The sequence below is a fragment of the Pseudomonas sp. B2M1-30 genome (genome assembly GCF_025447575.1).
Classification (GTDB): domain Bacteria; phylum Pseudomonadota; class Gammaproteobacteria; order Pseudomonadales; family Pseudomonadaceae; genus Aquipseudomonas; species Aquipseudomonas botevensis.
In genome coordinates this window covers 251,351-272,737 of the sequence record NZ_JAOEJT010000004.1, presented here as the reverse complement: position 1 = coordinate 272,737, position 21,387 = coordinate 251,351, and the positions used below count along the sequence as shown (strand labels likewise).

The following is a 21,387-nucleotide window of genomic DNA, read 5'->3' as shown; positions in this document are numbered from 1 at the left end:
AGCGGGAGCCCGACATGTTCCGTCCCAAACTGTTGTTCACCAGCCTTGCCGCGCTAGCCCTCGGCGCCTGCTCGCCGCAGGACCCGCAAGCGGTCACCTCGGCGGCCATCGCCAAATCGGTGATCCTGCCGACCTACACCCGTTGGGTCGAAGCCGACCGCCAACTGGCCATCAGCGCCCTCGCCTACTGCCAGGGTAAAGAGACACTGGAAACCGCCCGCGCCGACTTCCTGCACGCGCAGAAAGCCTGGGCCGAGCTGCAACCGCTGCTGATCGGCCCGCTGGCCGAGGGCAACCGTTCGTGGCAGGTGCAGTTCTGGCCGGACAAGAAAAACCTCGTCGGCCGTCAGGTCGAGCAACTGGTCATCGCCCAGCCGCAGATCGATGCCGCCGCGCTGGCCAAATCCAGCGTCGTGGTCCAGGGCCTGTCGGCTTACGAATACATCCTGTTCGACAGCAAGCCTGACGTCGCCAACGCCGAGCAAAAAGCCAAGTACTGCCCGCTGCTGGTCGCCATCGGCGAGCGCCAGAAACAACTGGCCGAGGAAATCCTCAGCAGCTGGAACAACACCGACGGCATGCTCGCGCAAATGAGCAAGTTCCCGAACCAGCGCTACGCCGATTCCCACGAAGCGATCGCCGATCTGCTGCGGGTTCAGGTCACCGCCCTCGACACCCTGAAGAAAAAGCTCGGCACGCCGATGGGCCGCCAGAGCAAGGGCGTGCCGCAACCGTTCCAGGCCGATGCCTGGCGCAGCCAGTCGTCGCTGACGGCACTGGAAGCCAGCCTCGCCGCCGCCAAGACCGTCTGGGAAGGCGTCGACAACAAAGGCCTGCGCGGTCTGCTGCCGGCTGAACAGAAACCTCTGGCGGACAAGATCGACGCGGCCTACGCGGCCTCGCTGAAACTGTTCGGCAGCACACAACGCTCGCTCGGCGAGATGCTCGAAGACGACGCCGGTCGCCAACAGCTCAACGACATCTATGACAGCCTCAACGTCGTCCATCGCCTGCACGAAGGCGATCTGGCCAAGGCCCTGGGCATTCAACTGGGCTTCAACGCCAACGACGGTGACTGATGAGGGCAAGTGCCATGCTGCGACGCCAGGCTCTGACTTTAGGTAGTTTGCTGCTGGGAGCAGTGACGCTGGGCGGCTGGACGCTGTTCAAACGCAAGGATCAAAGCCCGCTGCTGCTGTCGGCGCGGGACGACACCGACGGCAAACACTACGCCGTCGGCTATCGGCTGGACGGCACCCGGGTGTTCGCCACCGAGGTCGGCCAGCGCTGCCACGACATCATCAATCACCCGACGCTGCCGATTGCCTTGTTCGTCGCCCGACGTCCCGGCACCGAAAGCTACCTGATCGACCTGCGCGACGGTGCGCTCCTGCAAACCGTGACCTCGCAGGCCAACCGGCACTTCTACGGCCACGCGGTGATTCACCACAGCGGTGATTACCTCTACGCCACCGAAAACGACACATCCGATCCGGGCCGTGGCCTGCTCGGGGTGTACAGGTTCGAAGGCGAGCGGCTGGTACACAGCGGCGAGATTTCCACCCACGGCCTCGGCCCGCATCAGGTGTCGTGGATGCCCGACGGCGAGACGCTGGTGGTGGCCAACGGCGGAATTCGCACCGAGGCCGAAAGCCGGGTCGACATGAATCTCGACGCCATGGAACCGAGCCTGGTGCTGATGCAACGCGACGGCACCCTGCTGAGCAAGGAAACCCTGGCCCAGCAGATGAACAGCGTGCGTCACCTGGGGATCGCCAGCGACGGCACCATCGTCGCTGGCCAGCAATTCATGGGCGCGTCCCACGAACGCTCCGAATTGCTCGCGATCAAGCGTCCGGGCCAGCCGTTCGTGGCGTTCCCGGTGCCGGAGCATCAGTTGCAGTCGATGGGTCATTACACCGCCAGCGTCGCCGTCCACAGCGACCTGCGCCTGGTCGCCCTGACCGCGCCGCGCGGCAACCGGTTCTTCATCTGGGATCTGGACAGCGGCGAAGTGCGCCTCGACGCGCCGTTGCCCGATTGCGCCGGCGTCGGCGCGGTGAAGGATGGCTTCGTGGTGACCTCGGGCCAGGGGCGCTGCCGCTACTACGATTGCCGCCAGGATGAACTGGTCGCCAAGCCGCTGGAATTGCCGGCGGGGCTCTGGGACAACCATCTGCATCTGATGGCGTAAAGACGCCATTCAATGATCGCCGTCTTCGACAGCTTCTCCTGGCTGGCGCAGGCGGCGATCTTTTTTGTGCCCGTTAATCCCCTATAAAAACTGCCAGTTGGATTACTCATCGGACTCGGGGTAATGTGCCCGCGTGTCTCGCCTGATTTATCCAAGGAACTGGAAATATGCTGCGTCGCCGCATGCTGATCATGTTGGGTGTTGTACTGCTGATCGTTCTGCTTCTGGCCGGTTACAAAGCCTTCTCGATCTACACCATGATTCAGGGCTTCTCCAAACCGAAACCACCGATCAGCGTCGCCGTCGCCACCGCCGCCGAGCGCCCGTGGCAGATGCGCCTGCCTACCGTCGGCAGCCTCAAGGCGCTGCAGGGCGTCGATCTGAGCCTGGAAAACGCCGGCACCGTGACCGAGCTGAAATTCGAATCGGGACAACAGGTCAAGGCCGGCCAGTTCCTGCTGCAACTGGACAACGCCGTCGAAGCCGCCTTCCTAGAAACCGCCAAGGCCGACCTGAACCTGTCGCAACTCGATTACGGCCGTGGCAGCCAGCTGGTGGGCAGCAGCGCCATCTCCAAGGGTGAATTCGACCGGCTCTCGGCGCAGTTGCAAAAGAACAAGGCCACGGTCAACCAGCTCAATGCGGCGCTGGCGAAAAAACGCATCCTCGCGCCCTTCAGCGGGACCATCGGCATCCGCCTGGTCGACATCGGCGACTACCTCGCCAGCGGCACCAAAATCGCCACCCTGCAGGACCTGAGCAGCCTCTACGCCGACTTCTACGTGCCCGAGCAATCGGTGCCGAAACTGGCCCTCGGCCAACCGGTACAGATCTCGGTCGTTGCCTGGCCCGGGCAGCATTTCACCGGCAAGATCAGCGCCATCAACCCGATCATCGAAAGCACCACCCGCAACATTCTGGTACGCGCGACCCTGGCCAACCCCGACGGCAAACTGCTGCCGGGAATGTTCGCCGACGTCAGCGTACTGCTGCCGGATCCGCAGCAGCATGTGGTGGTTCCGGAAAGCGCGATCACCTACACCCTCTACGGTAACTCGCTGTATGTGGTCGAGCAGAAGAAAGCCGAGGACGGCAGCGTCGAGAAAGACGACAAGGGCCAGCCGGTACTGATCGCCGAACGCCGCTTCGTCGAGACCGGTGAGCGCCGCGACGGCCTGGTGATGATCAACAAGGGCGTGCAGAGCGGCGAACAAGTGGTGACGGCCGGCCAGATCAAACTGGACAACGGCGCGCACATCGCCATCAGCGACGACAAGACCCTCGTCGACCAGAACAGTCCGCGCCGCGCCGACTGATCAAGGAATCCCCATGGCCTTTACCGATCCGTTCATCCGTCGCCCGGTGCTCGCCACCGTGGTCAGCCTGCTGATCGTGCTGCTGGGCTTCCAGGCCTGGAGCAAGCTGCCGCTGCGCCAGTATCCGCAAATGGAAAACGCCCTGATCACGGTCACCACCGCCTACCCCGGGGCCAACGCCGAAACCATCCAGGGCTACATCACCCAGCCGATGCAACAGAGCCTGGCAAGTGCCGAAGGCATCGATTACATGACCTCGGTCAGTCGCCAGAACTTCTCGGTGATTTCGATCTACGCCCGCATCGGCTCCAACAGCGACCGGCTGTTCACCGAGCTTCTGGCCAAGGCCAACGAGGTGAAGAACAAGCTGCCCCAGGACGCCGAGGACCCGGTGCTGAGCAAGGAAGCCGCCGACGCTTCGGCGCTGATGTACATCAGCTTTTTCAGCAAGGAACTGAACAACCCGCAGATCACCGACTACCTGTCCCGGGTAATCCAGCCGAAACTCGCGACCCTGCCGGGAATGGCCGAGGCCGAGATTCTCGGTAACCAGGTGTTCGCCATGCGCCTGTGGCTCGACCCGGTGAAACTCGCCGGTTTCGGCCTCAGCGCCGCCGATGTGACCAACGCGGTGCGCCAGTACAACTTCCTCTCCGCCGCCGGCGAAGTGAAAGGCGAATACGTGGTCACCAGCATCAACGCCAACACCGAACTGAAATCCGCCGAGGCTTTCGGCAAGATCCCGCTCAAGGTCAGCGGTGACAGCCGCGTCCTGCTCAGCGACGTGGCGCGGGTCGAAATGGGCGCGGAGAACTACAACTCCATCAGCTCGTTCGGCGGCACGCCGTCGGTGTATATCGGCATCAAGGCGACCCCGGCGGCGAACCCGCTGGAGGTGATCAAGGAAGTGCGCAAGATCATGCCGGAGCTGGAAGCCCAGCTGCCGCCCAACCTCAAGAGCGAAATCGCCTACGACGCTACCCTGTTCATTCAGGCCTCCATCGACGAAGTGATAAAGACGCTGTTCGAGGCGGTGCTGATCGTGATCGTCGTGGTGTTCCTGTTCCTCGGAGCCTTGAGCTCGGTGGTGATCCCGGTGGTGACCATCCCGCTGTCGATGATCGGCGTGATGTTCTTCATGCAGATGATGGGCTACTCGATCAACCTGCTGACCCTGCTGGCGATGGTGCTGGCTATCGGTCTGGTGGTGGATGACGCGATCGTCGTGGTGGAAAACATCCACCGGCATATCGAGGAAGGCAAATCACCGTTCGACGCGGCGCTGGAAGGCGCGCGGGAAATCGCCATGCCAGTGGTGTCGATGACCATCACCCTGGCGGCGGTCTATGCGCCCATCGGCTTCCTGACCGGGCTGACCGGGGCCTTGTTCAAGGAGTTCGCCCTGACCCTGGCCGGGGCGGTGGTGATTTCCGGGATCGTCGCCCTGACCCTGTCGCCGATGATGTGCGCCGTCCTGCTGCGGCACGACGAAAACCCCAGTGGCCTGGCCCACCGCCTCGACGTGATCTTCGAAAGCCTCAAACGTCGTTATCAAAGCATGCTGCACGGCACCCTCAATACCCGCCCGGTGGTGCTGGTGTTCGCGGTGATCGTGTTGTGCCTGATTCCGGTGCTGCTCAAGTTCACCAAATCGGAACTGGCACCCGATGAAGACCAGGGCATCATTTTCATGATGGCCAACGCGCCGCAGCCGACCAACCTCGATTACCTGAACACCTACACCGACGAATTCATCAAGATCTTCAAGGAATTCCCGGAGTACTACTCGTCGTTCCAGATCAATGGCTACAACGGTGTGCAGACCGGCATCGGCGGGTTCCTGCTCAAGCCGTGGAACGAGCGCAGCCGTACCCAGATGCAAATCCTCCCCGAAGTGCAGGGCCGGCTCGAGGGCATTCCGGGCCTGCAGATCTTCGGTTTCAACCTGCCCTCCCTGCCCGGCACCGGTGAAGGCCTGCCCTTCGAGTTCGTGATCAACACCGCCAACGATTACGAGTTGTTGCTGCAAGTGGCCGACCGGATCAAGAAGCGCGCCGCAGAGTCAGGCAAGTTCGCGTTCGTCGACCTTGACCTCGCCTTCGACAAACCGGAAGTGGTGGTCGATATCGACCGCGCCAAGGCTGCGCAGATGGGCGTGTCGATGCAGGATCTGGGCGGCACGCTGGCGACCCTGCTGGGCGAGGCGGAAATCAACCGTTTCACCATCGAGGGCCGCAGCTACAAGGTCATCGCCCAGGTCGAGCGGGCCTACCGCGACAACCCGGACTGGCTGAACAACTACTACGTGAAGAACAACCAGGGCGAGCTGTTGCCGCTGTCGACCCTGATCACCGTCAGCGACCGCGCACGCCCCCGGGAACTCAAGCAGTTCCAGCAACTGAACGCGGCGAAACTGTCCGGATTCCCGCTGGTGAGCATGGGCGAAGCCATCGACACCGTGCGCCAGATCGCCCAGGAAGAAGCGCCTGCCGGGTTTGCCTTCGACTACGGCGGCGCGTCACGGCAGTTCGTCCAGGAAGGCAGCGCGCTGTGGGTGACCTTTGGCCTGGCACTGGCGATCATTTTCCTGGTGCTGGCGGCACAGTTCGAGAGTTTCCGCGATCCGCTGGTGATTCTGGTGACTGTGCCACTGTCGATCTGCGGGGCGCTGATCCCGCTGTTCCTCGGCTGGTCGAGCATGAACATCTACACCCAGGTCGGGCTGGTGACGCTGATCGGGCTGATCAGCAAGCACGGGATCCTGATCGTCGAATTCGCCAACCAGTTGCGCAAGGACAAGGGCCTGACACCACGGGAAGCGGTCGAGGAAGCAGCAGCCATTCGTCTGCGCCCGGTGCTGATGACCACGGCGGCGATGGTGTTCGGCATGGTGCCGCTGATTCTGGCGACGGGGGCCGGCGCGGTCAGCCGCTTCGACATCGGCACGGTGATCGCCACGGGGATGTCCATCGGGACGTTGTTCACGCTGTTTGTCCTGCCGTGCATCTACACGATGCTGGCCAAACCGGATGCCAAACCACACCCATGACGCCGGGCGTGGAATCAATGCTCTGGCCCGTTCCTACAAGGGCCATACATTCCGCAATCGCAGGCAGAAAAAAGGCCTCGCATCAGCGAGGCCTTTCATTTGGGCTTCAATCGGTTCAACTTTGCGGCCTCATCCTTTGGGACAGTCCGAACATGAACAACAGCAGGTCATGATCGGGTTTCATCTCCACGCTGGCTTTCGCCACACGGGGCATCGGGCAGTGAGCGTCGCCGCTCCCTGCACTGAGGACCTGCATGCGGGGCTGCTCCCAGGCCGCCACCGCCAATGACGCAACTGCCAAGGCTCCCACCAGGAAAACACCTCGTGCAATTTCGAGTTTCATCGCTATAACCCTTTGATAGCGCTGCCAAACGCCGTCTCGTAAAAATAGACGAGTTTTTTCCAGTCCGTATCCCTGAACGACGAGTGGCGACGCAATTGCTTCATGTCATGGGCTGCCGCGCGATGAGCGGTCAGGCGTTGACGGCATTTTTCCAGATCGATCAGGGCGACTTCGACAGTGGCCGCTTCGCCCTCGCCGGTCACGCGGACAAAGACGTGCTTGATGTAGATGCAGCTGTGCTGCCAACGGCCCTTGTGCATGCGCGCCAGGTTTTCGGCGAGGTCCTTGAGCACCCGCTCATACACGGCTTCACCGTGGCGTTCGCGACCGCCACCGGCCTCCCACTGCTCCAGTTCCTGAAAACCATCCAGTGATTTGGTAACCAGCAGGGCACGCCACTTATGCTGAGGGTCAGGCTGGGCACCGCAGAAAACGATTTCCGGAACCCGCACGCCGAGACGGCTCACGCCGGTCAGCGCATCCAGTTCACGCAGCACGGTCGGGCGTCCGAACGGGTGCAGCCAACTGCGATAGATATGCCCGGTCTGGCGCTTGGCATACAGCAGCTGGCCGTCGCGCCCCGTCACCCGTTGCACACCACTTTCGCCACCGCGCCGGACATTGGGTTCTTCTACCCATTCACCGCGCTGGTTCCAGTAGTAGTCGAAGCGATCCTGGGGAGCGACTTCCGTTTCTGCTGCAAATTGCACTGCCATTCCTTTACCTCTTGCGTAATACGTAAACCCGCCACATGGCATAGAGCGGAATAAAGTCCAGTTGTTCCTGAATGCGGAACCCGGCGTCCTCGAATTCCTTTTCAACTGTTGCAGCCGGTAACACAAAACGGTTCTGGTAACCCTTCTGACCACGTTTTTGCTCGGCGCGCTTGCGTTTCCAGGCCTTGAAATTGCCATCCACCCAGAGCGAAACGATCACGCTGTCGCGGGTGACACGCTCGAATTCCCGCAGAATCGTCCGCCGATGCTCGGCTTCACCGATGTGATGCAGCAGACGCATGCAGAAAATGCTGTCGACGGCGTTATCTGGCAAGGCGATGTCGAACGCAGATGTGTGCAAGGGTTGTACCCGTTTCACCACATCAGCCGGTTGCGACTGCATGGCGGTCTTGATCATCGACTCGGAATTGTCCGCGCCGATGATCACCCGGTTGGGTTTTTCCGCCAGCAATGGCCAGAATCGCCCGGCGCCGCAGGGCAGGTCCAGCACCAGCCCCGGCTCGCCCACCAGCTCGAGCGCCTTGCGGGCCAGCTGCTGATCGCGCCAGTTGGACAACCGACGGCCGAGACCGTCCTGATGTTTGCGCAGGTATTTCTGTGCATGGTTGTCGTCATATTTTTCGGAAAAATCGAGTTTGATCGGGCCGGCCATCATCAGGGCTCCTGAATTGCTGATGGCCCCACCTTAGAATCGGGCGTGTCAGCGTCAGGTCATCCCTTTGTGAAAAAAACGTCACGTAAACCCGCAAACTATTTCAAGGTTATACAGGATTTATTCAGGCCAGCGTCACTTTACTGTGCTAGGCGGCAGATTCAGGCGTTGCCCAGATCCACCTCGAAGTGGCAACCGTTGGGCTCCATGGTGCTCAGCGTAACGCTCCATCCCTGGTTCTCGCAGATGCGCTGGACCAGCGACAATCCGAGCCCCAGGCCCTCGCCGCGCTTTTCCGTGCCGCGCACGAAAGGCTGGAACATGGCTTCGCGTTTTTCCTCGGGGATGCCTACGCCGGAGTCCTCGACCACGAACCCGTTGGCGTTGAGCGTCAGGCGGATGAAGCCTTCTTCGGTGTAGTGCAGGGCGTTGCGCAGCAGGTTGCCCATCACGGCGGTGAGCAGGGTCGCGTTATAGCGGGTATCCGGTGGATTGCCCGGCTCGAAAATCAGCTGCAAGCCCTTCGTTTCGATCGGCCCGCGCCACAGGCACAACAAGCTGTCAGCGACCTGACCGAGGCTTTGCTGCGGCGCGACACCGGCATCTTCACGCTGGGCGCGAGCGAGCATCAGGAACGTCTGCACCAGCTCGCGCATTTCTTCGCTGGCGCGGGCGATTCGTTGCACCTGAGCGCGTCCGCGCTGATCGATGCCGGGGTTTTCCAGCAGCAGTTCGCAGGAGCTGGCCAGCACCATCAACGGTGTACGCAACTCGTGACTGACGTCACTGGTGAACAAGCGCTCACGGGTGAGGGCCTGGCGCAGACGCCCCAGGGTCGCGTCAAACGCCACCGCCAGCTCGCCCACTTCGTCAGCCGCATAATCCGGCGCCAGCGGCGGCGCCAGCCCGAGCAATTGATCGCGGTGACGCACCTGGCGCGCCAGTCTCACCACCGGTGCCATCACCTTGCGCGCAAGCACCCAGCCGAGGAACACCGCCAGCGCCAGGCTGAGCACGAAACCCACCAGCACCACGGCGAACAGCACGCGCTCACGCTCTTCGAAATCGCTTTGGTCCTGCAGCAGCACATAGCGACGGCCGTCGACGATCTCGACCATCGCGTGATACGACAACTGCTCGCGGAAGACTTCGTGGAAACCCGAATCCAGGTGCCGCAGGTCCTTGGGCAGCTCGAAATCCCCCGGCCCGCCGCTGAAGTAGAACAGTTGATCCGGCTCCGGGCGGTGACTCCAGTCGGACACATTGTCCATCAGCAGCAGTCGCTGCAAGTCGCCCCCCAGCCCGGCGGAAATCAGTTTTTCTTCCACCAGATGCACGGTCGCGACGATGCCCATGGCAAAAGCCCCGGCCACCAGTGCGCTCATCAGCGCAAAGGCGATGATGATCCGCTGGGCAAGGCTTTGCTTAAACTCCATCACGCCCCTCGGCCAGGCGATAGCCCACGCCATGCACGGTATGCAGCAGCGGTTTGGCGAACGGTTTGTCGATCACCTGGCGCAACTGATGGACATGACTGCGCAGACTGTCGCTGTCCGGGCAGTCATCGCCCCACAAGGCCTCTTCGAGGATTTCCCGGCGCAAGACGTGCGGGCTCTTCTGCATCAACACCGCCAGCAGCTTGAGGCCGACCGGGTTGAGCTTGAGCAGCTTGCCTTCACGGGTCACCTCCAGGGTGTCGAGGTCGTAGCTCAGGTCGGCGACCTGCAACGCACGCCGGCCACCACCCTGGGTACGGCGCATCACCGCCTCGACCCGCGCCGCCAGCTCGGACAGCGCGAACGGTTTGACCAGATAGTCGTCAGCCCCGGACTTGAAGCCTTGCAAGCGATCATCCAGTTGATCGCGGGCGGTGAGCATGATCACCGGCGTGTCGCGCCGGGCATCCTCGCGCAGGCGTTTGCACAGGGTATAGCCGTCGATCCCCGGCAGCATGATGTCGAGCACGATCAGGTCGTAATGCTCGGTGGCCGCCAGATGCAGGCCTGACAGACCGTCCTGGGCGCAATCGACGGTATAGCCCTTGAGGCCCAGGTAATCGGCCAGATTGGCCAGGATATCGCGGTTGTCTTCGACCAATAGAATTCGCATGGGCATCTCCTCCGTACAGGGTAACGTCCGTCATGGCCCGCGCAGCTTAAGGCCAACGCCGCCTCAGGGCTAGGGCTGCAAGCCGCTTGGAACAGGTCTTTCAGGCAAATTTAATCCTTAACAAGTTTTTCACTATCGGTTCACAACCTGACTACAGTGCCAACGCGAAACTCTCGCGCCATTAGATATAAGGAATGTAGACAATGGATTTTCTCAAGACGGCGCCCATGCGCTTTCTGTTGCTGGTCACCGGTGCCTGGCTGGTGGTGTTTCTCCTGACGCGAACCGTGCTGTTGCTGACTCATCTGGATGAGGCCGGCGGCGGAGCGTTTTCCGTATTCGGTATCGGCCTGCTGTATGACCTGGGTTTCCTCGCCTATGCCGCCCTGCCACTGGGGCTGTATCTGCTGCTGTGCCCGCCGGGACTGTGGCGCCGTCGCGGTCATCGCTGGTTCCTCCGTGGCCTGTTGACCGTCAGCCTGTTCGCCATGCTGTTTACCGCAACCGCCGAATGGCTGTTCTGGGATGAGTTCGGCGTGCGCTTCAACTTCATCGCCGTCGACTATCTGGTGTATTCCGATGAAGTGCTGAACAACGTGCTGGAGTCGTACCCGATCGGCACCTTGCTCAGCATCCTCGCGGTGCTGGCCGTGGTGCTCAGCCTGGCGCTGGGCAAACCCTTCAATGCAGCGCTGAACGCCCCGCTGCCGCCACTGCGCCGACGCCTGCTCAATGCCCTCGCGCTGCTGGTCGTCGCCAGCCTGAGCCTGCAACTGCTCAGCCAGGACGCCCCGCGCGCCCAGGGCGGCAATGCCTATCAGAACGAACTGGCGAGCAATGGTCCTTATCAATTCTTCGCCGCGTTCCGCAACAATGAACTGGACTACAGCCAGTTCTACAGCACCCTGGCGCCGGAAAAGGTCGCCAGTCAGATTCGTGCCGAACTCAACGAGCCCAATGCGCGCTTCGTCGGCCAGGACCCGGAGGACATCCGCCGGATGATCGACAACCCCGGCACGCTACGCAAACCGAACATCGTGCTGGTGACCATCGAAAGTTTCAGCGCCAAATACATGGGCAGCAACGGCGACCAACGCAACCTGACGCCCAACCTGGACGTCTTGCGCAAACAGAGCCTGTACTTCAACAACTTCTACGCCACCGGCACCCGCACCGACCGTGGCCTGGAAGCCATTACCCTGGCCATTCCGCCGACGCCGGGCCGCTCGATCGTCAAGCGCATCGGCCGTGAAAGCGGCTTCGCCAGCCTCGGCCAGCAGCTCAGTGCCGTGGGTTATGACAGCGTGTTCGTCTACGGCGGGCGTGGTTACTTCGACAACATGAACGCGTTCTTCAGCGGCAACGGCTATCGCGTCGTCGACCAGAGCAGCGTCGATGAGTCGGAAATTCACTTCAAGAACGCCTGGGGCATGGCCGACGAGGATCTGTACAAACAGACCCTGAAACTGGCGGATGCCGATTACGCGAAAAACCAGCCGTTCCTGCTGCAACTGATGACCACCTCCAACCATCGTCCTTACACCTACCCGGACAACCGGATCGACATCAAGTCCGGCAACGGGCGTGACGGCGCGGTGAAGTACACCGATTACGCCATCGGCCAGTTCCTGGAGCAGGCGCGGCAGAAACCGTGGTTCGATAATACGATCTTCATCTTCGTCGCCGACCACACCGCCGGCAGCGCGGGCAAGGAAGACCTGCCGATCACCAACTATCAGATCCCGCTGTTCGTCTACGCGCCGAAGCTGATCGAGCCGCGTGAAAACGCACAACTGGCCAGCCAGATCGACCTGGCGCCAACCCTGCTGGGGCTGCTGAACCTGGATTACCAATCGACGTTTTTCGGCCGCAATCTGCTCCAGGACAATCCGCTGCCGCCACGGGTCGTGGTCGGCAACTATCAGCACCTGGGACTGTTCGACGGTAAGGATCTGGCGATCCTCAGCCCCCGTCAGGGCCTGCGCCGGCATGACGACGCGCTGACCGAAAGCCGCGAATCCCGGGTCAACAGCGACGACCCGCTGATCCGTCGCGCCATCACCTATTACCAATCCGCCAGTTATGGCTTCAAGCAACAGCTGCTTGGCTGGAGACCGCCCAAGGAGGGCGTCGACCAAGTCAGCGACCGTTAATCGAACCGCCCCGGGCTGATGCCCCGGGGCGTTTTCATTTGCAGTGGAAACCTCATGTCATCAAGCGTTGTACGTCCTGCCCCTCGCCCGTTGAACTTCTGGTTGTGCCTGGGAATACCCGCCGTGGCGGCGTTGATTCTGGTCTTGCTCGAACTGACCGATCTGGATATGGACCTGGCCCGGTTGTTCTATGACCCGGCCGCCGGAGACTTCATCGGCCGTCACAGTTACTTCCTGGAAAACATCCTTCACGACCGCGCCAAACAGGTGGTGATCGGCTTTTCGGCCTTCGCGGTCATCGGTTTCATCGCTGCGTTTTTCATCCAGCGGGTGAAACCGTTCAAGCGTGAACTGGGCTGCCTGGTGCTGTCGCTGGGCCTGGCCACGTCATTTGTGACGCCGATGAAAGCCGTGACCGCCGTGCAATGTCCGTGGAGCCTGGAGCAATTCGGCGGCCATGAAACCTACAGCAAACTGCTGGATCATCGCCCGCCGACCGACAAGCCCGGCCGTTGCTGGCCCGGCGGCCATGCGGCAACCGGTTTCACCCTGTTCGCGCTGTTCTTCGTACTGCGCGACCGTCGCCCTCGGCTGGCACGACAGGCGTTTATCTTCGCCTTCGCTTTGGGTTCGATATTTTCGATCAGCCGGATGATGCAGGGCGCGCACTTCTTTTCGCACAACGTGTGGACGGCGATCTTCTGCTGGCTGATTTGCCTGGGGTCGTATTACTGGGTTCTGTATCGACCGGCGACCAGGGCTGAAGCGGCGGTCAATGCACAACCGGTCAATGCCTGAACACTGGAAACCTTTGGGAGCAGGCTTGCTCCCAAAGGGGTGGATACAAACCTGAAATGCGGGCAATAAAAAACCCCGCCTGCTAACGCAGGCGGGGTTTTTCGTACAGGGGTAAGGCTGGCTTACATCATGCCGCCCATGCCACCCATGCCGCCCATGTCTGGCATGCCGCCGCCAGCTGCACCTTCTTTCTTCGGTGCATCAGCAACAGCAGCTTCGGTGGTCAGGATCAGACCGCCGATCGACGATGCAGCTTGCAGAGCCGAACGGGTGACCTTGGTTGGGTCCAGGATGCCCATTTCGATCATGTCGCCGTATTCGCCGGTGGCGGCGTTGTAGCCGAAGCTGCCCTGGCCGTTCTTGACCTTGTCGACAACCACGCTTGGCTCGTCGCCGGAGTTGGCAACGATCTGGCGCAGCGGCGCTTCGATAGCGCGACGCAGTACAGCGATACCGACGTTCTGATCGGCGTTGTCGCCTTTCAGATCCGACAGGGTTTGCAAAGCACGGATCAGTGCAACGCCACCGCCAGGCACCACGCCTTCTTCAACGGCTGCACGGGTAGCGTGCAGGGCGTCTTCAACGCGGGCTTTCTTCTCTTTCATTTCAACTTCGGAACCAGCGCCAACCTTGATCACTGCAACGCCGCCGGACAGCTTGGCCAGACGCTCTTGCAGTTTTTCACGGTCGTAGTCCGAGGAAGTCTCGGCAACCTGGGCACGGATCTGAGCGATACGCGCTTCGATGTCAGCCTGAACGCCAGCGCCGTCAACGATGATGGTGTTTTCCTTGGACAGGGTGACGCGCTTGGCGTTGCCCAGGTGCTCCAGGGTGGTGCTTTCCAGGCTCAGGCCGATCTCTTCGGAGATTACGGTACCGCCGGTCAGAACGGCGATGTCCTGCAGCATGGCCTTGCGACGGTCGCCGAAGCCCGGAGCCTTGACGGCTGCGACTTTGACGATGCCACGCATGTTGTTCACAACCAGAGTCGCCAGGGCTTCGCCTTCAACGTCTTCGGCCACGATCAGCAGTGGGCGGCCGGCTTTGGCAACGGCTTCCAGCACTGGCAGCATTTCGCGGATGTTCGAGATCTTCTTGTCGACCAGCAGGATCAGCGGGCCGTCGAGCTCGGCAACCATGGTGTCCGGCTTGTTGACGAAGTACGGGGACAGGTAGCCACGGTCGAACTGCATGCCTTCTACAACCGACAGTTCGTTTTCCAGGCCCGAGCCTTCTTCAACGGTGATCACGCCTTCTTTACCGACTTTTTCCATGGCTTCGGCAATGATATCGCCGATGGAGTTGTCGGAGTTGGCGGAGATGGTGCCTACCTGAGCGATAGCCTTGGTGTCAGCGCATGGCTTGGACAGCGCTTTCAGCTCTTTGACGACAGCGATGGTCGCCTTGTCGATGCCGCGCTTGAGGTCCATCGGGTTCATGCCGGCAGCGACGGCTTTCAGGCCTTCGTTGACGATGGCCTGAGCCAGAACGGTCGCGGTGGTGGTGCCGTCACCGGCGTCGTCGTTGGCACGGGAGGCAACGTCTTTGACCAGCTGCGCGCCCATGTTTTCGAAACGGTCTTCCAGTTCGATTTCTTTGGCGACGGAAACGCCGTCCTTGGTGATGGTCGGAGCGCCGAAGCTCTTCTCGAGGATCACGTTACGGCCTTTCGGGCCGAGGGTCGCTTTTACCGCGTCAGCCAGGACGTTGACACCAACGAGCATTTTCTTGCGGGCGGAATCGCCGAATTTAACTTCTTTAGCAGCCATGATCGATATTCCTTGAATACTTTGTAGTAGCGGGAAACTGAACGGGGTATCAGCCTTCGATAACAGCGAGGATTTCGTTCTCGCCCATTACCAGCAGGTCTTCGCCGTCGACTTTCACAGTGTTGCTGCCGGAGTAAGGACCGAACACAACCTTGTCGCCGACCTTCACGGACAGTGCACGCACTTCACCGTTTTCCAGGGTCTTGCCCGGGCCTACAGCGAGAATTTCACCGTGGTTGGCTTTTTCGGCAGCCGAACCTGGCAGGACGATACCGCCAGCGGTTTTCTTTTCTTCTTCGCTGCGACGGATGACGACGCGGTCATGCAGAGGACGAAGCTTCATTGTCGATCTCTCCTAATTGTGGTTTTCATCGGCCGGTGTAGTCCCGGCGGGTTTATCGAATCCGGCCTTCGCCGGTTGCGCCTCGTCGAGCGAGACGCGGAAGTCTGTCCGGTCTGAATACCGGAAACCTTTCGGTGACCGATACATAAGGGCGCATAAGCTTATTACAAGGGCGGGGCAGAAAAAATTTCATCGCGACGTTTCACAAGCACCAGCCGGAAACGATCACGGCACCCGAAGGTGCCGTGTCGATGCCAGTGTCATTTGTTGTCGCGGTGTTCGAACTCGCCTTCGATCACCGTCGGTTCGCGGCCCAGCGGCTCGCGCGGTGCAGGTCCGCCACGGGGTTGCAGGTCGTCGGCGAATGCGCGCTGACGCATGGCTTGTTCCTCGGCACGCTGACGCATTTTGTTCGCCAGCAAACGACGGCTGAACGGCAACAGCATCACCAGGCCGACCACATCGCTGATGAAACCCGGCAGGATCAACAGACCGCCGGCCAACGCCAGCATCAGACCTTCGAGCATGGTCTGCGCGGGCAACTCGCCACGGTTCAGGCTTTCACGGGCACGCAGCGCGGTTGCCAGTCCGGCGACGCGGAGTACGAAGACACCGAACATCGAGCCGAGAATGATCAGCAGCAGGGCCGGGAAAAACCCGATGGAACCTGCGACTTTGACGAATACGAACAGCTCCAGCACTGGAAACAGCAGAAAGAGCAACAAAAAAGGGCGCATCAAAATTTCCTCAACGCAAGAAATGCCTTGCAGTAAGCCTTAGATGACGTCGCCCTTTCGTGAATTCAAGCGCCGGCCACCTCATTTTTTGGCCAATGTTCGGCGTGAGCCAGAGAAACCAAGGCCTCCCGGACTTGTGTCGGCGTATTACAAGGCGTTTGAAACGGCAACCAGTACAACCCCTGGCCGATGCGCAGATGCATGCCTTCGGTGTCGATTCCGGCCAGTTGTGCCGGCACGGTCTTCGGCAACCCGGCGAGGTCGACGTAATGGGCGATGGCCTTGGCGTGATCGCTGTTCATGTGTTCGACCATGCTGATCTCGGCCTTGCCGGCGAACGGGTTGGCCAGGGTCAGGTGTTCGATCCAGTGGATCGCCCCGAAGCCGCCGATGTAGCGGTGGCGTACCGGGTTGAGCACCCAGAAATCGAAATCGTGGGCCTTGTGATAATTCTGCGAATCGGGGAAATAACGGTAGTAGCGCTCGGCGGCGGCTTCGATGGCGGCGGCATCTTCGAGCTTCTGCGCCTCGGCCAGATAGGTGAGGCGACCCACGGCCTGCACGTCTTCAGCCTCGCGCTCGCCGACCAGCAGCGAGCACTTGGGATCCTTTTGCAGGTTGTGGGTGTGCTGGGCGATGCGGCTGATCAGGATCAGCGGTCGGCCCAGGTCATCCAGGCAGTACGGAACCACGGAGCCGAACGGAAAACCGGGCATCGATTTGGAGTGGGTCGAGAGCACTCCACGGTATTCCTTGAGGAGCAATTCTCGTGCATGCTTAGCCGCTTCAACGCTCAATTTATGACTCCTTGAATAGAATCCGTCGAAAAAACGGACAGGCGCCCGGGATAAGTACCGATCACGCCATCGGGGCAATTCTCATGTGCAACCGGCCAGGCCAGGCGCAGATCGAGAGGCTCCGCGAAGGACACCACTCTGACCTGCTATCGGGGCATGCGAATGCAACTCAACGACAAAGTAATCATTATCACCGGCGGTTGCCAGGGTTTGGGCCGCTCCATGGCGGAGTATTTCGCCGGCAAGGGCGCGAAGCTGGCGCTGGTCGATCTGAATCAGGAAAAGCTCGACGCCGCCGTGGCCGCCTGCAAGGCCAAGGGTGTCGAGGCACGCAGCTATCTGTGCAACGTCGCCAATGAAGAGCAGGTGACCCACATGGTCGCCCAGGTCGCCGAAGACTTCGGCGCGATCCACGGCCTGATCAACAACGCCGGGATTCTGCGCGATGGCCTGCTGCTCAAGGTCAAGGACGGCGAAATGACCAAGATGAGCCTGGCCCAGTGGCAGGCGGTGATCGACGTCAACCTGACTGGCGTGTTCCTCTGCACCCGTGAGGTGGCGGCAAAAATGGTCGAGCTGAAGAACAGCGGCGCGATCATCAATATCTCGTCGATTTCCCGTGCGGGCAACGTCGGCCAGACCAACTACTCCGCCGCCAAGGCCGGCGTCGCCGCAGCGACCGTGACCTGGGCCAAGGAACTGGCGCGCTACGGGATTCGCGTGGCCGGCATCGCGCCAGGCTTCATCGAAACCGAAATGACCCTGGGCATGAAACCGGAAGCGCTGGAGAAGATGACCTCCGGCATCCCGCTCAAGCGCATGGGCAAACCGGAAGAGATCGCCCATTCGGCGGCGTACATCTTCGAGAATGACTACTACACCGGCCGGATTCTGGAGATGGATGGCGGGTTGCGGATCTGACTTCTGTCGCGCAATGAAAAACGCCCCGGTGCACAGGCACCGGGGCGTTTTTGTTTAAACCACAGGCATCAATCGTCGCTGATGGTGATGTTCGGCATCGCCGGGCTCGCCGCTTCCTGCAACACGATGCGCGCGCCGACGTGGCGGGCCAGTTCCTGGTAGACCATCGCAATCTGGCTATCCGGCTCGGAAATCACCGTCGGCTTGCCACCATCGGCCTGCTCGCGGATCAGCATCGACAGCGGCAGCGAGGCCAGCAGTTCGACGCCGTACTGGGTCGCCAGTTTCTCACCGCCGCCCTCACCGAACAGATGCTCGGCATGCCCGCAGTTCGAGCAGATGTGCACGGCCATGTTCTCCACCACGCCCAGCACCGGAATGTTGACCTTGCGGAACATTTCCACGCCTTTGCGGGCATCGAGCAGCGCCAGGTCCTGCGGCGTGGTGACGATCACCGCACCGGCCACCGGGACTTTCTGCGCCAGGGTCAACTGGATGTCGCCAGTGCCTGGCGGCATGTCGATCACCAGATAGTCCAGGTCGCCCCAGGCCGTCTGCGTGACCAGTTGCAACAGTGCGCCGGAGACCATCGGCCCGCGCCAGACCATCGGCGTGTTGTCGTCGGTCAGGAACGCCATCGACATGACTTCCACGCCGTGGGCCTTGATCGGCACGAACCACTTCTGGTCCTTGACCTCGGGGCGGGTGCGCTCGGGAATGCCGAACATGATGCCCTGGCTCGGGCCATAGATGTCGGCATCGAGAATCCCCACCCTGGCGCCCTCGCGAGCCAGTGCCAGAGCGAGGTTGGCGGCGGTGGTCGATTTGCCCACGCCGCCCTTGCCGGAGGCCACGGCCACGACGTTCTTGACGTTTGCCAGGCCCGGAATCTGCGCCTGGGCCTTGTGCGCGGCGATCACGCTGTTGACTTCAACTTTGGCGCTGACCACGCCCTCGAGATTTTCGATCGCCAGTTGCAGCAGTTGCGCCCAACCGCTCTTGAACAGACCGGCGGCATAGCCGATTTCCAGTTGCACGCTGACGCGGTCGCCCTGGATCTCGATCTGGCGCACGCAACCGGCGCTGACCGGATCCTGGTTCAGGTAAGGGTCGGTGTATTGGCTGAGGACGGCTTCCACCGCTGCGCGAGTGACGGCGCTCATGGGCAACTCCGATAACAAGACTGGGAAAAGATGGCGGCTATCCTACCCCTTCTGCCCGGCGGACGGCATGTCCGGCAACGATTTGCAGGGGTGAAATATCTTTCCCGGCGCTTTATAGTGGCCGACCTCCGTTTCATCAAGTAGCGAAGCCCCATGTCCGAGCCACGCAAGATCCTCGTCACCAGCGCCCTGCCCTACGCCAACGGTTCGATCCACCTTGGCCATATGCTGGAATACATCCAGACCGATATGTGGGTGCGCTTCCAGAAGCATCGCGGCAATCAATGCATCTACGTCTGCGCCGACGACGCCCATGGTTCGGCGATCATGCTGCGCGCGGAAAAGGAAGGCATCACCCCGGAACAGCTGATCGCCAACGTCCAGGCCGAACACAGCGGCGACTTCGCCGACTTCCTGGTGGACTTCGACAACTTCCACTCCACTCACGCCGAAGAAAACCGTGAGCTGTCGAGCCAGATCTACCTCAAGCTGCGTGACGCCGGGCACATCGCCACGCGCTCGATCACCCAGTATTTCGACCCGGAAAAGAAAATGTTCCTGGCCGACCGCTTCATCAAGGGCACCTGCCCGAAATGTGGCACCGAAGACCAGTACGGCGACAACTGCGAAAAGTGCGGCGCGACCTACGCGCCGACCGACCTGAAGGATCCGAAGTCGGCAATCTCCGGCGCCACCCCGGTGCTCAAGGATTCCCAGCACTTCTTCTTCAAGCTCCCGGACTTCCAGCAGATGCTGCAGACCTGGACCCGCAGCGGCACCTTGCAGGACGCCGTCGCCAACAAGATCGCCGAGTGGCTGGACGCCGGCCTGCAACAGTGGGACATCTCCCGCGATGCGCCGTACTTCGGCTTCGAGATCCCCGACGAGCCGGGCAAGTACTTCTACGTGTGGCTGGATGCGCCGATCGGCTACATGGCCAGCTTCAAGAACCTGTGCAACCGCACGCCGGAACTGGACTTCGACGCGTTCTGGGGCAAGGACTCCACCGCCGAGCTGTACCACTTCATCGGCAAGGACATCGTCAACTTCCACGCCCTGTTCTGGCCAGCCATGCTCGAAGGCGCCGGCTACCGCAAGCCGACCGGGATCAACGTACACGGCTACCTGACCGTCAACGGCCAGAAGATGTCCAAGTCCCGTGGCACCTTCATCAAGGCGCGCACCTACCTGGATCACCTGTCGCCGGAATACCTGCGCTATTACTACGCGTCCAAGCTGGGCCGTGGCGTCGATGACCTCGACCTGAACCTCGAAGACTTCGTGCAGAAGGTCAACTCCGACCTGGTCGGCAAAGTGGTCAACATCGCCAGCCGTTGCGCCGGGTTCATCCACAAGGGCAACGCCGGCCTGCTGGTCGACAACAACGCCGCGCCCGAGCTGACCGAAGCGTTCCTGGCCGCCGCGCCGAGCATCGCCGACGCCTATGAAGCCCGTGACTTTGCCCGCGCGATGCGCGAAACCATGGCCCTGGCCGACCGCGCCAACGCCTGGATCGCCGACAAGGCGCCGTGGTCGCTGAACAAGCAGGAAGGCAAGCAGGATGAAGTCCAGGCGATCTGCGCCACCGGCATCAACCTGTTCCGCCAACTGGTGATCTTCCTCAAACCGGTGCTGCCGCTGCTGGCCGCCGATGCCGAGGCGTTCCTCAACGTCGCCCCGCTGACCTGGAACGACCACACCACCCTGCTGGCCAATCATCAGCTGAACGAGTTCAAGCCACTGATGACCCGCATCGACCCGGTAAAAGTGCAAGCCATGACCGACGCCTCGAAGGAAGACCTGACCGCCAGCCAGACCGACACCGGCGCCGCACCGGCGGGCAACGGCGAACTGGCCAAGGATCCGCTGTCGCCGGAAATCGACTTCGACACCTTCGCCGCCGTCGACCTGCGCGTGGCGCTGATCGTCAAGGCCGAAGCCGTGGAGGGCGCCGACAAGCTGCTGCGCCTGACCCTCGATATCGGTGACGAGCAACGCAACGTGTTCTCCGGGATCAAGAGCGCTTACCCGGACCCGTCCAAGCTCGATGGTCGCCTGACCATGATGATCGCCAACCTCAAGCCACGGAAAATGAAGTTCGGCATTTCCGAAGGCATGGTGATGGCGGCCGGCCCTGGCGGTGAAGAAATCTACCTGCTGAGCCCGGACAGCGGCGCCAAGCCGGGTCAGCGCATCAAGTAACGCCAGGTTGCCGATCGATCCCACAGGCGCGCCCCGTGCGCCTGTGGGATTTTTCATATCTGGCCGACCCTCCGCGCGTGCCGGATAATGCCTAACCTTAAGTG

At 61.4% G+C, this 21,387-nt stretch carries 18 protein-coding genes; 8 read left to right on the top strand and 10 right to left on the bottom strand.

Annotated elements, in window-relative coordinates:
• Positions 1-14: 14 nt before the first annotated feature.
• The 4 genes from N8H74_RS10740 (at position 15) to N8H74_RS10725 (ending at position 6,559) form a co-directional block, all read left to right on the top strand.
• On the top strand, positions 15-1,079 hold the full coding sequence (locus N8H74_RS10740; RefSeq protein WP_262147453.1) for an imelysin family protein: 1,065 nt from the start codon (positions 15-17) through the stop codon (positions 1,077-1,079).
• Between the two features lie 14 nt (positions 1,080-1,093).
• Positions 1,094-2,194 carry a DUF1513 domain-containing protein gene (locus N8H74_RS10735; protein WP_262147452.1) on the top strand — a complete coding sequence of 367 codons (1,101 nt, stop codon included), beginning with the start codon at positions 1,094-1,096 and terminating at the stop codon, positions 2,192-2,194.
• A 167-nt stretch (positions 2,195-2,361) separates the two neighbouring features.
• Positions 2,362-3,510, top strand: coding sequence for an efflux RND transporter periplasmic adaptor subunit (locus N8H74_RS10730; protein WP_262147451.1), 1,149 nt, complete (start codon positions 2,362-2,364; stop codon positions 3,508-3,510).
• 13 nt (positions 3,511-3,523) lie between these two features.
• A complete protein-coding gene (locus N8H74_RS10725; RefSeq protein WP_262147450.1) occupies positions 3,524-6,559 on the top strand; it encodes a multidrug efflux RND transporter permease subunit in 3,036 nt (1,011 codons plus the stop codon).
• A 115-nt stretch (positions 6,560-6,674) separates the two neighbouring features.
• Here N8H74_RS10725 and N8H74_RS10720 read toward each other — a convergent pair whose 3' ends face one another.
• From N8H74_RS10720 to colR, 5 genes are all read right to left on the bottom strand, one after another.
• Positions 6,675-6,902, bottom strand: a complete 228-nt coding sequence (locus tag N8H74_RS10720) for a hypothetical protein (protein ID WP_217833793.1) — start codon at positions 6,900-6,902, stop codon at positions 6,675-6,677.
• Positions 6,903-6,904: 2 nt separating this feature from the next.
• Positions 6,905-7,618: a lipopolysaccharide kinase InaA family protein gene (locus N8H74_RS10715; protein ID WP_262147447.1), complete on the bottom strand. Its 714-nt coding sequence runs from the start codon at positions 7,616-7,618 to the stop codon at positions 6,905-6,907.
• A 4-nt stretch (positions 7,619-7,622) separates the two neighbouring features.
• The gene (locus N8H74_RS10710; protein ID WP_217833791.1) at positions 7,623-8,291 is read right to left on the bottom strand and encodes a class I SAM-dependent methyltransferase; all 669 of its coding nucleotides are present in this window, start codon (positions 8,289-8,291) and stop codon (positions 7,623-7,625) included.
• Positions 8,292-8,452: 161 nt separating this feature from the next.
• Positions 8,453-9,727 carry a HAMP domain-containing sensor histidine kinase gene (locus N8H74_RS10705; protein ID WP_262147445.1) on the bottom strand — a complete coding sequence of 425 codons (1,275 nt, stop codon included), beginning with the start codon at positions 9,725-9,727 and terminating at the stop codon, positions 8,453-8,455.
• Positions 9,717-10,400: a two-component system response regulator ColR gene (colR, locus tag N8H74_RS10700; RefSeq protein ID WP_217833789.1), complete on the bottom strand. Its 684-nt coding sequence runs from the start codon at positions 10,398-10,400 to the stop codon at positions 9,717-9,719. The genes N8H74_RS10705 and colR overlap by 11 nt, the downstream gene beginning before the upstream one ends.
• Positions 10,401-10,603: 203 nt before the next feature.
• Between colR and N8H74_RS10695 the strand changes: the two genes are divergently transcribed.
• Both N8H74_RS10695 and N8H74_RS10690 read left to right on the top strand, forming a co-directional pair.
• Positions 10,604-12,553: an LTA synthase family protein gene (locus N8H74_RS10695; protein ID WP_262147443.1), complete on the top strand. Its 1,950-nt coding sequence runs from the start codon at positions 10,604-10,606 to the stop codon at positions 12,551-12,553.
• 54 nt (positions 12,554-12,607) lie between these two features.
• Positions 12,608-13,351, top strand: a complete 744-nt coding sequence (locus tag N8H74_RS10690; protein WP_262147441.1) for a phosphatase PAP2 family protein — start codon at positions 12,608-12,610, stop codon at positions 13,349-13,351.
• 122 nt (positions 13,352-13,473) lie between these two features.
• Here the strand turns inward: N8H74_RS10690 and groL are convergent, their stop codons facing one another.
• The 4 genes from groL to N8H74_RS10670 all read right to left on the bottom strand — a co-directional run bounded on the left by groL (position 13,474) and on the right by N8H74_RS10670 (position 16,997).
• The gene (gene groL / locus N8H74_RS10685) at positions 13,474-15,120 is read right to left on the bottom strand and encodes a chaperonin GroEL (RefSeq protein ID WP_217833786.1); all 1,647 of its coding nucleotides are present in this window, start codon (positions 15,118-15,120) and stop codon (positions 13,474-13,476) included.
• Positions 15,121-15,169: 49 nt separating this feature from the next.
• Entirely contained in the window at positions 15,170-15,463 is a 294-nt protein-coding gene (locus N8H74_RS10680) for a co-chaperone GroES (RefSeq protein WP_217833785.1), read from the bottom strand.
• Between the two features lie 260 nt (positions 15,464-15,723).
• Positions 15,724-16,200 carry an FxsA family protein gene (locus N8H74_RS10675; RefSeq protein ID WP_262147439.1) on the bottom strand — a complete coding sequence of 159 codons (477 nt, stop codon included), beginning with the start codon at positions 16,198-16,200 and terminating at the stop codon, positions 15,724-15,726.
• Positions 16,201-16,265: 65 nt separating this feature from the next.
• Positions 16,266-16,997, bottom strand: coding sequence for a HugZ family protein (locus N8H74_RS10670; RefSeq protein WP_262147438.1), 732 nt, complete (start codon positions 16,995-16,997; stop codon positions 16,266-16,268).
• 162 nt (positions 16,998-17,159) lie between these two features.
• Between N8H74_RS10670 and N8H74_RS10665 the strand changes: the two genes are divergently transcribed.
• Positions 17,160-17,918, top strand: coding sequence for an SDR family oxidoreductase (locus N8H74_RS10665; protein WP_217833782.1), 759 nt, complete (start codon positions 17,160-17,162; stop codon positions 17,916-17,918).
• 68 nt (positions 17,919-17,986) lie between these two features.
• Here N8H74_RS10665 and apbC read toward each other — a convergent pair whose 3' ends face one another.
• Positions 17,987-19,081, bottom strand: coding sequence for an iron-sulfur cluster carrier protein ApbC (apbC, locus tag N8H74_RS10660; protein ID WP_217833781.1), 1,095 nt, complete (start codon positions 19,079-19,081; stop codon positions 17,987-17,989).
• A gap of 153 nt (positions 19,082-19,234) precedes the next feature.
• Here apbC and metG point away from each other — a divergent pair, with 153 nt between their 5' ends.
• Positions 19,235-21,283 carry a methionine--tRNA ligase gene (gene metG / locus N8H74_RS10655; RefSeq protein ID WP_262147435.1) on the top strand — a complete coding sequence of 683 codons (2,049 nt, stop codon included), beginning with the start codon at positions 19,235-19,237 and terminating at the stop codon, positions 21,281-21,283.
• Positions 21,284-21,387: the final 104 nt, after the last annotated feature.